The sequence below is a fragment of the Hydrocoleum sp. CS-953 genome (assembly GCF_002260545.1).
Taxonomy (GTDB): Bacteria; Cyanobacteriota; Cyanobacteriia; order Cyanobacteriales; family Microcoleaceae; genus Trichodesmium.
In genome coordinates, this window is sequence record NZ_LGSU01001410.1 from 1 (window position 1) to 12,399 (window position 12,399).

The following is a 12,399-nucleotide window of genomic DNA, read 5'->3' on the forward strand; positions in this document are numbered from 1 at the left end:
TTGCGTATATTTCTGGTACTTATTCTCCCATAAATCAGAATTATAGTCATGCTAATAGTTTAATTAGTGCTAGGGTTGCTGGTGAAAAATATGATTATAATGGTGAGATTGAAAGTAAAATTGCAGCTTTTGAAGCAGTTAAAATACCAGTAGCAAAACGACCTTCTGACATCCCAAGTTTAGTGAGGAATTCACTGCAAAAGAAGTATATTTAATTTCTATTTTGATAAATTGATATGATAAATATTTGGAATTAAGTTGATATTTTTCTGAAATAGGGGGCGGGTTTAATACCATTTCTCAAAAACTTTTCTACACTTTCTTGAGTAGGGGAGTGGGGGAGTGGGCGAGAAGTAAAAACATAAATAATTAACACGCTCCTGGGGTGCTAATTATCAAAAAGGTTCCATGGGCCTGTGTTAATGACTTAATAATTGAAGTTTCACCTAAGTATAGCATTACTTTTGGTAATTGGTATAAGCACAAGTATTCAGAGGAAAAAGTGTATTTTGTTGTCTATTTTTTGGTAATAGAACCCGCCCCAGATTTCAATTTTTTCTCAGTCATATAAAATCCGGTAGTATCGGTTGAAAAAAAGTACAGAAACCGGGTTTATATTAAATGCTCCACCATACTAATATCTACCTTCGATCAACCCGGTTTCTTATCACACTTCCATTCCAAACTAATTGAATATTATTCAATTTTTTTGACCTGTCAATAATTTCTGAGAATCAGATACACCTAATTTTTGGATTTTTCGAGTCAGTTGTAAAGTTAATAGTGTCAAGACACTCCAATGAGCAATAATTGTNCAGGTGTAATTGAAAGTAACGATAAAGCAATAGGTGGTAAAGTAATCAAACTACCTAATATTCCCACAGCCCAATTTTTAGGATTTTTCACCTTCATCAACAGTACAAGCTGAGTAATTGCGGCATAAATCAAGATTAAATTTAGACTGAGAATTAAAGTCAAAATAGCTGATAGTATAATTCCATTAATTTCGCTGTTATTCAAAAGTAAAATCCCGGAAATCAAAATTACAGCAGTAATGACTAAATTAATTGCTATTGCTACTAAAGGCGGACTTTTTTCACCCCAGATTAAATCTTGTTTTAAACTAATACCTAATCCCTTGATAATCGCAGTTTCATCATGATTAACTTGTAGATGTCTGTATCTTGCCCAATCTTGTAAAGTTTGTTGCTGGGGTGATAAGAAAGCAATTAGTAACAAAAAAATGAATAAATTAATAGTGCAGCAGAACAACAATGATGCTTCTAAAATCTCAGTTAAATTTTCACCAATAATGTTGAAGCAAAACAGTAGTAGAGCAACTTGGAAACATCCCATTAACCAATAGCTTTGTTTTTTGCTAATAACTGTGGCATTAGGATTTCGATAACGGCGATTTACAGCTTGCCAAAGCCAATAATTTCCTAACAAAACTAAAATTACTAGAATTATAATTTCTGGATAATATTCAATGCGGTTAAGACTACTATCATAACTAACAGAGGCAAAAGACATAATGACTGGCAAAAATAGACCTGCTATTGCAGAAATCAACCAAGCTTGAGTACCCCCCAAAAACACGAATAGTAGTGAGGCATTGTAGAAAAAACAACAAACTATAATTAAGATTCCATAAAATGCAAAAAAACAAGATAAAGAGAAATATGATGAGATATTTGCCCACAAATGTAGAGGCAAAGAAATAGCTGCTGCTAAGTAAATTAAAATTGGCACTCCTAATAGTTTGCCAAGCAAAATATTCTGACTAGACTGGGGACTTAGACGAAGAAAATTGAGAGTACCAAGACGTTCCTCTTTAGCTAAATCAGCTACTAACATATAGACACCACCAACCAAGATCAAAGGAAACAAAATCCGATTAAAAGTGATAAAGAGATCTGCCCACCAATATGACCAGTTAATACCAGTATCATATTTTTCTGGAAGTTCTGCAAGAAAAGTTATTATTACGAGAAATTGGCACAGGAGAGATAAAGAGATGGCGATCGCTACATTTCTACTTTTGAGGCGACCTTTAATTTCTCGGAATAATTGAGGATTCCAATTGAATAAATTGACGAATGGTTTAGATAACATAAGTTATAACTCCAATGAGAAATTTTCCATGGTGAATTCTTCAATCTTTTTGACCTATCAGTAATTTCTGAGAATCAGATACACCTAATTTTTGGATTTTTCGAGTCAGTTGTAAAGTTAATAGTGTCAAGACACTCCAATGAGCAATAATTGTNAAGTAACGATAAAGCAATAGGTGGTAAAGTAATCAAACTACCTAATATTCCCACAGCCCAATTTTTAGGATTTTTCACCTTCATCAACAATACAAGCTGAGTAATTGCGGCATAAATCAAGATTAAATTTAGACTGAGAATTAAAGTCAAAATAGCTGGTAGTATAATTCCGTTAATAAGTAAAATCCCGGAAATCAAAATTACCCCAGTAATGACTACATTAATTGCTATTGCTACTAAAGGCGGACTTTTTTCACCCCAGATTAAATCTTCTTTTAAACTAATAGTTAACCCTTTCAAAATCGCAGTTTCATCATTATTAACTTGTAGATGTCTGTATCTTGCCCAATCTTGTAAAGTTTGTTGTTGGGGTGATAAGAAAGCAATGAGTAACAAAAAACTGAATAAATTAATAGTGCAGCAGAACAACAATGATGCTTCTAAAATCTCAGTTAAATTTTCACCAATAATAATAATATTGAAGCAAAACAGTAGTAGAATAACTTGGAAACATCCCATTAACCAATAGCTTTGTTTTTTGCTAATAACTGTGGCATTAGGATTTCGATAACGACGATTTACAGCTTGCCAAATCCAGTAATTTCCCAAAAGCAAACCCAAAATTATTACATGCATTACATTGATTATTTCTGGAGATCCAACACCACTGCCCAAAAAAGCAAAATCATCAAAATAGGATTGACTAATAGCCATAATCACCCAGAAAAATATCCCAGCTATCGTAGTAGCTAACCAAGCTTGAGTACCTCCTAAAAAGACAAAAAGGAATGAAGCATTGTAGAAAAAAAAACAAACTACAATTAAGATTCCATAAAATCCCAAAAACCAAAATAAAGACAACCCTGATGAAATAATCGCCCACAAATGTAGAGGTAGAGAAATAGCGAGTGCTAAGTAAATTAAAATTGGTACTCCTAATAGTTTGCCAAGCAAAATATTCTGACTAGACTGGGGACTTAGACGCAGAAAATTGAGAGTACCAAGACGTTCCTCTTTAATCAAATCAGCTACCAACATATAGACTCCACCAAGTAAGGTCAAAGCAAACAAAATCCAGCTAAAAGTGACAAAGATATCTGCCCACCAATGTGACCAGTCAATACCAGTACAATATTTTCCTGCTTGGATACAATACTGGTTATAGCCAACAATATCTGCACCATATTTTTCTGGAAGTTTTGCTAGAGAAGTCATCATAACAAGAAATTGGCACAGGAGAGATGCAGAGATAGCGATCGCTACATTTCTGGTTTTGAGGCGACCTTTTATTTCTCGGAATAATTGAGGATTCCAATTGAATAAATTGTCTAGTAGTTTCATAAATAATAACTCCAAAAATTTTGAAATTAACAGGATTTACGCAAAGAAACCCGGTTTCTCCTAAATGTCTATTCTTAAAAATAATGGTTTACTGTAGAAACCGGGTTTATGGGTTCCTCCTGGGTAAGTCTTAATTTGCTTGCTTATGTCCGAGTTTGAGGAAAATTGCTTCTAGGTCTTCTTGAGTACAATGGAAATTTGTGACTGGGATATTGGCAAGAATGAGCGATCGCAACAAACTAGCAGCATCTTCGGGAGTTCCCAAAAATTGAACCTGCACTTGCTGACCTTCCTGCAAAACTTCCCAAGCTTCCACCCAGGGAGAATTTTTAATTTCCGTAATTAACTCTGATAACCCACCCATGACAGAAATCAAAATTTGCTGAGTGCTAAGACGTTGATAAAGTTCTTGGAGAGAAGCACTTTCTACCAAATAACCTAATTCCATTATTCCTACTGAAGTGCAAAGTTCTGCCAAGTCACTCAGAATATGGGAAGAAATTACTATTGTCATTCCTGCTTCCTGCAAAGCTTTGATAATTTCCCGAAACTGCATTCTAGCAATGGGGTCTAAACCAGAAACAGGTTCATCTAATAATAGAAGTAATGGTTCGTGAATAATAGTTCTTCCTAAACTCAGACGTTGTTTCATACCCCGCGACAGAGTAGAAATTAAACTATTGCGTTTATTCACCAATTGCACCAATTCCAAGACAGCAAACAGTCGGCGTGAACGATGAGGTTCCCGCAAATTATAAAGTCTGGCAAAATAGTCGAGATAATCCCACACAGTTAGGTCGTCATATACCGGAAAATCGTCTGGCAAAAAACCGAGGCGTTGTTTAAGGGTGGGGTTGGTATGGTCGCGCAGTAGACGTTCTCCACTTATATATATTTCCCCTGTTGTGGGTTCTTCGGCGGTAGCTAACATTCGTAATAGGGTAGTTTTGCCAGCGCCATTTGGTCCGATAACTCCATAAACTTCCCCGGTTGCTACCTGTAAATAGAGGTCATTCACCGCTATGTTGCGATCGAATTGTTTAGTTAATCNAGGGTGGGGTTGGTATGGTCGCGCAGTAGACGTTCTCCACTTATATATATTTCCCCTGTTGTGGGTTCTTCGGCGGTAGCTAACATTCGTAATAGGGTAGTTTTGCCAGCGCCATTTGGTCCGATAACTCCATAAACTTCCCCGGTTGCTACCTGTAAATAGAGGTCATTCACCGCTATGTTGCGATCGAATTGTTTAGTTAATCCACGGGTTTCAATTGCTAGTTCTTTTAGCATGGCTGTTGTATAAAATAAGATAGGTTGATCTAGAAATTTCCCGACAAAAAGATTGTTTTGAGAGGAAAAGTATGGATATTTTATAGTGCTGAAGAGCCTAACGGACATTGGTCAAAAGATTGAAAATTATCGGGTGCTGTTAATGAGGGTTCGTCAGTTGCACAAATCATTGATCTGCTAGTTCTGCTAGTACCGTCTTTAATATATACTATATATACTATGCCAGAATAACTTTTTAAAGCATCTTCAGATATACGTATCCGCCGAGAAAAAGGTAATCTTGTCCTAAAAAAAGGCAAGCGTATAGGTTCATAATAATAAGGTAAGTTATTTTTAGTAGTAGCAGTAGTTATAACCCTCAGACTATTAACTCGTTTGGTTTTGTATGAGTAATTTGATGTTTCTAACTTGATACCTAATCCTAAATCAGAAATATTATCGCTAAACTCACCATTTTCAGCATAATAAGCTTGTTGTCCTTTATTAATTGAACTTATGTATTGTTTTCCTTCGTTTTGTTTGTATACCTGGGCTTGGTTTAAAAACGAGGGCAAAGCCATGATAAATACCAAAGCAAATACAAATAACGTGATAAAATCAACCAAAGATATTGTTCTAAAATTAGCAGATTGTTTTGTTGACATGATTTACCTCCTATTTTCCCCTGTGTAGTTAAATTTCTATCAAGGCATCGCCAACTCACATCACACCCACAAAATATCTAAGATTAAGTCTGATTAATTAATAATCGACTCCTCCAAACCAGACAGTAAAATAAACACCAAAAATCTGAGTAAAGTACAGATATTTTATAGTGCTGAAGAACCTAATGGACATTGGTCAAAAAGTTTCTGAAGAACCTAACGGACATTGGTCAAAAGATTGAAAATTATCGGGTGCTGTTAATGAGGGTTCGTCAGTTTCACAAATCATTGAGCTGCTAGTACCGTCTTTAATATATACTATGCCAGAATAACTTTTTAAATAATTTTCAGATAGACGTATCCGCCGATAAAAAGGTAATCTTATCCCAAAAAAAGGTAAGCGCATAGGTTCATAATAGAAGCTTCTCTTTTTAGCAGTGGCAGTAACTAGGACCCTCATACTATTAATTTCTTTAATTTTGTATGAGTAATTTACTGTTTCTAACTTGATACCTAATCCTAAATCAGAAATATTATCGTTAAACTCACCGTTTTCAGCATAATAAGCTTGTTGTCCTTTATTAATTGAACTGATGTATTGTTTTGCTTCGCTTCGCTTGCTTAGCGGGTAGCTAGGGTTGAAAAACGAGGGTAAAACAATGCTAAATACCACCACAACAAATATCAACCCAATAAAATTAGCCAAAGATATATTCCTAAAATTAGCAGATTGTTTTGTTGACATTATTTACCTCCTAGTTTTCCCTGTGTAGTTAAATTTCTATCAAGGCATCGCCAACTCACATCACACCCAAAAAATATCTAAAATTAAGTCTGATTAATTAATAATCAACTCTACTATTATTTTACCCAGTTCCTCGTTCCCTATAAACACAGCTTTGTAACATTCTTTTATCAAACTGGTATTAGTCAGGTAGAGCAGATGCTCCTCCAAACCAGACAGTAAAATAAACACCAAAAATCTGAGTAAAGTACAGATATTTTATAGTTCTGAAGAACCTAACGGACATTGGTCAAAAGATTGAAAATTATCGGGTGCTATTAATGAGGGTTTGTCAGTTTTACAAATCATTGTTTGAGTAGTACCGTCTTTAATATATACTATGCCAGAATAACTTTTTAAAGCATTTTCAGGTAGACGTATCCGCTGAGAAAAAGGTAATCTTGTCCCAAAAAAAGGTAAGTTTATAGGTTTATGATAATAAGATTTTTTATTTTTATTAGTACCAGTAATTATAACCGTCATACTATTAACTCGTTTGATTTTGTATGAGTAATTTGCTGTTTCTGAGCTGGCACCTAATCCTAAATCAGGGATGTTATCGCTAAACTCACCGTTTTTAGCATAATAAGCTTGTTGTCCTTTATTAATTGAACTGATGTATTGTTTTGCTTCGCTTTGTTTGTTTACGTGGGCTTGGTTTAAAAACGAGGGCAAAACAATGCTAAATACCACCACACCAAATATCAACGGGATTAAATNACCGTTTTTAGCATAATAAGCTTGTTGTCCTTTATTAATTGAACTGATGTATTGTTTTGCTTCGCTTTGTTTGTTTACGTGGGCTTGGTTTAAAAACGAGGGCAAAACAATGCTAAATACCACCACACCAAATATCAACGGGATTAAATCAACCAAAGATATATTCCTAAAATTAGCAGATTGTTTTGTTGACATGATTTACCTCCTAGTTTTCCCTGTGTAGTTAAATTTCTATCAAGGCATTGCCAACTCACATCACACCCAAAAAATATCTAAGATTAAGTCTGATTAATTAACAATCGACTCTACTGTTATTGTACCCAGATACCTACTCTCTCCACTCTCTCTAAAAATTACAAATTATTTCTAATAATAAACTTAGGTAAATCATAAAATAAGTAGGTAAGCATTAAAAATTATTGTGATGATAAGGCAGAACTCAGAGACCAAAAAGAAACAGGTTTTTCACTAAGTTTATTTTTGGTTACATACTTGTTTTTTTGCGCCTGCTTACTTATTAGTAAATAGGTAGAGTTGCTGCCTATGAGCTAAACACAAATTTGGGCACTAATACACTGATTAATCGTTTTTCATCATCTGTACAGACCTTTGAAAAACCCGTGTCGTGCCCATTTTTTTTCTATTATTAGTATTTAACTGTGTAGAAGTATTTGCCCACCATACGGGAATTTTATAGCACTATGTTAATTAGTTAGGACATTTATAAATGCTCAAACTCAGTCAGGAATTACTTCTAAATTCTAAATTGTGCGTAGCGCTATATAGATACTTTCTACTTATCTAAAGGATGATGATCTGCCAGTAATTTTTCAACTTTTGCTTCATCAAGTCTGGCACTAATTCTTTCAGATTCGTGATTATCTCTAATTGTTTTTGCTAGGGTAAAAGCGGAACCTACTGAGAATGTTAAACCCATCCCCATAAAACTTTTAATCCAAATATCTACAGGTAGATAAATAATGCCTATCGCTGTGCCACCAGTGGCAAGAATAAAGGAAGCCCAAACTTGAAGTATCCATGCAGCAGTATCTTTTTGTTGAACATATTTGTTGGTCATAAAATTACTACCTCAATCAAAGTTTTTAGCTGATTTATTTTGATTTTAGGTGTATAAATTTATAGGAATGATAATAGAGTGACAGTTTGTATAGATGCACAAGCGATCGCTGACTGAAGTCAGAAGTTAGAAGTCAGAAGTTAGAAGTTATAATTGATCCATGAGTGAGTTTTAGAAGCTATAAATATCTGCCATTTCCACCTCAATAGTGCTATATTTTTGATTTTCTATAACGATACAAATAAAGTTTGATATTTATAGATAAAATTTATAGGTAGACAGTTAAAAAATTGTACTATCTAATTATCTGAATATAATAAAAGTGAATATAATAGTACAATTTAAAAAAAAGAATGTGACAAAATAAATAATTAGGCTAATTAAAATAATTTAATGAGATTTCCCTTTAATTAAAAAGAGGTATTCAAGCCAATAAATNGAAGAAATAAAAAAAATAGATCCGAAAAAATTATCTGAATATAATAAAAGTGAATATAATAGTACAATTTAAAAAAAAGAATGTGACAAAATAAATAATTAGGCTAATTAAAATAATTTAATGAGATTTCCCTTTAATTAAAAAGAGGTATTCAAGCCAATAAATAGAGAGTCCAGTAGTGGATTGACACATCTAAAATGGTGCGTTACGACGGATTGCTAAATGACTTTCATTGTCTTAATTTAAGCCGTCTAACACACCCTACAATTTTGGACTAAATTGGTTGTGTCAGTTCAGTAGTAGACTGACACACCTTAAATAGTGCAATGGTAGGGGCGGGTTTTAGTAGAAATTTTCATGCTTACCCTTAGATTAAGTAAACCCGCCCTAATGCACAACCATTAGATATGTTACGCCATTAATTTTATTATAAATTAATTTTTCTTTTGCTGATTCTTTTGTTCTAAAACAATTTCTTTCATGGCTTGAAATGAACGAGAATTTGATGCACCTTCAATTGCTTTAACTGCTAAATCTTGAACTTGAATTAAAGTCGAATCTAATTGTTGAGATAGATTTTTAATCCGCTGTTCTTGATTTTGAATTGTCTGTTGTAAAGATTGAATTCGTAGTTCATAATATTGCTTTTCTCCGTCTACTTCTTTTGCTAATAAATCGGATTTAACTTTCGCCTGATAAGTACCAATATTTCGCCCATTTTCTTTCCCATTATTAATATTAGCTCCTAGTTGTTTTTGAAAGTCTTGTACCTTCAATTCTACTTCAGCATATTCTTTTTCCCGCTCAGAAATAGACTGCTCTCTTTCCGACCAAAGTTTCTCTTGTTGTTGTTGAGATTCTTCTAATTCTTGATACAAATTTTTCTTGTTTTGTTCATATTCGTCAATATCTAAATCTCGTTGCAACTGCAAATCATATTGATAATTTTCAGCATCCCGTTGACGAGTTTTATTTTGCTGCTCATTTCGTTCTTTTATACTACTTTGATGTTCCTGTTGTTCTTTCTCCCAAGCTTTTTTGCCTGACTCCATTTCTTGTTGTAAATTTTCCTGGCGATCGCTAAATTCTGTTTCAAATTCTTTAGCACTTTGTTCATACTGTTGAATCAAATTATCTAAAGTATTTTCCTCAATATTTTCTAAATTGTGCAAATCATTTAATTGCTTAATTTCTTNCTTTTATACTACTTTGATGTTCCTGTTGTTCTTTCTCCCAAGCTTTTTTGCCTGACTCCATTTCTTGTTGTAAATTTTCCTGGCGATCGCTAAATTCTGTTTCAAATTCTTTAGCACTTTGTTCATACTGTTGAATCAAATTATCTAAAGTATTTTCCTCAATATTTTCTAAATTGTGCAAATCATTTAATTGCTTAATTTCTTCTGCCACTTTTTGTCGAACTTCTTCTAATTTAGTAGCTTCTGAAGTGAGCTTTTCTGATAATTCACTAATAGCTCCACCAAAACCACTTTGTATTGCAAGTAAATTGTCAATTGTATATTGCATAGTTTGTTTGTTCTGAGTTTGATTTGATTTCATAGATTTTTTGCCTTCTTTTTCTGGTTGTTTTGATATTGAATTTCCAGAGGTTTGAGTTATAGTTGTGCCTCCCTGACTTAACTCCTTCATTTCTGCTTCTAGGGCAGATTTTTCCTTTTTTAGTTCTGCAAAGGCTTCTAAAATTTCAGCTTTAGTATTGTTAGCACTAACTCTTTTAACCATTTGTTTTTTCTCCTGTTAAGTTTGTAAGTAATAAAATCGAAATTTGAATCATAGTTACAAGCAAGATGCTTGTGCTACTTATATAGAAACCGGGTTTTTCAGCAAAAGTTCGTAATTGAAAAATAATCAACTAAATAAACCCGGTTTCTTAGTCATAGTCATAGTCTTAATCTATGTATAATAAGTCATAGCTGAAAGCTGAAAGCTGACCGCTGAATGCTTACTAATCTATTTAGCTTGAGAACCATTATTAGAACTAGCAAAAGCTCTCATTGCTAAATCTTGCGCTTGCTGTATCGCTGCTTGTAACTGAGTAGAAATATCGCTAATTTGTTCAGTTTGTCGCTCAATTGTTTCCTCCAAAGATTGAATCTTTAACTCATAACCATTCTTCATTCCTTCCCACTCTTTAGCAAACAAATCTGCTTTAACTTTTGCCTCCCGGTTTGCTTCTTGAATTGCCTCCTCTTTAGCTTTAACATAAGCCTTTTTCAACTCTTCATCAAAACCATTAACCTTCTCTCTGTTTTCTTCAAATTCAACTTGATTTTCTGCCAGATAACTTTCTCTTTCTTGCCATTGTTTTTCCTTTTGTTGACCTAAATCTCGTAATTCTCGTTCCATATTTCGTTTCATTTCTTGATAGTCATCTGTTTCAATTTTACGTTGACGTTCTAATTCATATTGATAATCTGAAACTTCTTGTTCCCGTTGTTTAACTAACAATTGATTTTCCTCTTCAACTACTATTTCATACTCTTGTTGTTCCTTTTCCNCTCTTTCTTGCCATTGTTTTTCCTTTTGTTGACCTAAATCTCGTAATTCTCGTTCCATATTTCGTTTCATTTCTTGATAGTCATCTGTTTCAATTTTACGTTGACGTTCTAATTCATATTGATAATCTGAAACTTCTTGTTCCCGTTGTTTAACTAACAATTGATTTTCCTCTTCAACTACTATTTCATACTCTTGTTGTTCCTTTTCCCAAGCCTTTCGCTTAGTCGTCATATCTTTTGTAATATTTTCTTGATGTTCGTTAAAATTCTGTTCTAGAAATCCTAACTTTTCTTGATGTTCTTGAGTTAAAATATGTAGTGCATCAGCAACAATACGAATTTTTTGTAACTCTTGTAAGTGTTGATTTTCTATTTCAATACCAAGTTTTAATTCGTCAAGTTTTGCCGATTCTTGGTGTAAATTTTCTAATAATTGATTCACAATACCACCAAAATCTAATNTTAAAATTCTGTTCTAGAAATCCTAACTTTTCTTGATGTTCTTGAGTTAAAATATGTAGTGCATCAGCAACAATACGAATTTTTTGTAACTCTTGTAAGTGTTGATTTTCTATTTCAATACCAAGTTTTAATTCGTCAAGTTTTGCCGATTCTTGGTGTAAATTTTCTAATAATTGATTCACAATACCACCAAAATCTAATTGTAAATCAGCCAAACCTTTAACAATACTATCAGTAGTATAAGTAGCAGCAGTTTCTAAGATTTGTTTACCTTTTTCTTTTTCTGCTTCTTCCTCCTTAGTTGCTACTTTTGATGTGATATTTTTGCGAGCAGATAAAATTTGCTCAAATGATTTCATTACTTGATTTTTGCTGTTTTCAGATGTAGTTTGTGTCATTTTAGTTATTAGTTATCAGTTATCAGTTGTCAGTATCTCTAAATTAAGCTTTATGCTTGAAATACTGAAGTTTATTTTTTTCATCCCCTATGTAAAAGGAGATTATTGACCTGATTATTTTGTCAAAATAGCTTCATACTCTTCAGGAGTATTAATTTTTTTCTTAGCTGTTTATGTAGCTAATGATTTGATAATTTTCTGGCATTTTTCACAGCGATTACCTTTCCAGCAGTAACAATCATTTACTAATATCATGTCCGGATAATCAGTGATAAAAAAATTTGTTTGTAGTAGGGCTTTAGCCCTATCTATAGTTCGGGCTAGAGCAATTCTACGAACTTTAATTATAACTATTCAACCAGACATGATATAACTCTAAAAGAGTCGATTTTAAATGATGATTTTCTGTTAGTAATACCTGGTAATTCTTGTGAATAGTTTCTCCCCACCCTCCCCACAC

Annotated in this window: 5 protein-coding genes and 2 pseudogenes; 1 reads left to right on the forward strand and 6 read right to left on the reverse strand. The window is 33.4% G+C overall.

Features of this window, described 5'->3' with window-relative positions; translation table 11 throughout:
• A pseudogene (locus AFK68_RS37495) lies at positions 1-215 on the forward strand (CoA-binding protein); the annotation flags it as partial.
• 3,526 nt (positions 216-3,741) lie between these two features.
• Here the strand turns inward: AFK68_RS37495 and AFK68_RS28525 are convergent.
• The 6 genes and pseudogenes from AFK68_RS28525 to AFK68_RS28550 form a co-directional block, all read right to left on the reverse strand.
• On the reverse strand, positions 3,742-4,661 hold a 920-nt coding region (locus tag AFK68_RS28525), incomplete at its 5' end, for an ABC transporter ATP-binding protein (RefSeq protein WP_143438390.1).
• 1 nt (position 4,662) lies between these two features.
• Positions 4,663-5,006: pseudogene (locus AFK68_RS28530) on the reverse strand (ATP-binding cassette domain-containing protein); the annotation flags it as partial.
• Complete coding sequence (locus tag AFK68_RS28535; protein ID WP_094677126.1) at positions 4,979-5,542, reverse strand: type IV pilin-like G/H family protein; 564 nt, start codon at positions 5,540-5,542, stop codon at positions 4,979-4,981. The pseudogene AFK68_RS28530 and the gene AFK68_RS28535, both read right to left, overlap by 28 nt.
• Before the next feature lie 196 nt (positions 5,543-5,738).
• A complete protein-coding gene (locus AFK68_RS28540; RefSeq protein ID WP_094677128.1) occupies positions 5,739-6,287 on the reverse strand; it encodes a type IV pilin-like G/H family protein in 549 nt (182 codons plus the stop codon).
• Positions 6,288-6,545: 258 nt separating this feature from the next.
• The gene (locus AFK68_RS28545) at positions 6,546-7,022 is read right to left on the reverse strand and encodes a type IV pilin-like G/H family protein (protein ID WP_371357607.1); all 477 of its coding nucleotides are present in this window, start codon (positions 7,020-7,022) and stop codon (positions 6,546-6,548) included.
• Positions 7,023-7,839: 817 nt separating this feature from the next.
• Entirely contained in the window at positions 7,840-8,124 is a 285-nt protein-coding gene (locus tag AFK68_RS28550) for a YiaA/YiaB family inner membrane protein (RefSeq protein ID WP_094677132.1), read from the reverse strand.
• Positions 8,125-12,399 lie beyond the last annotated feature (4,275 nt).

Coding starts and splice junctions, on each gene's coding strand:
- AFK68_RS28550 (WP_094677132.1), bottom strand. CDS start 8,124: ATGACCAACAAATATGTTCAACAAAAAGATACTGCTGCATGGATACTT.
- AFK68_RS28535 (WP_094677126.1), bottom strand. CDS start 5,542: ATGTCAACAAAACAATCTGCTAATTTTAGAACAATATCTTTGGTTGAT.
- AFK68_RS28540 (WP_094677128.1), bottom strand. CDS start 6,287: ATGTCAACAAAACAATCTGCTAATTTTAGGAATATATCTTTGGCTAAT.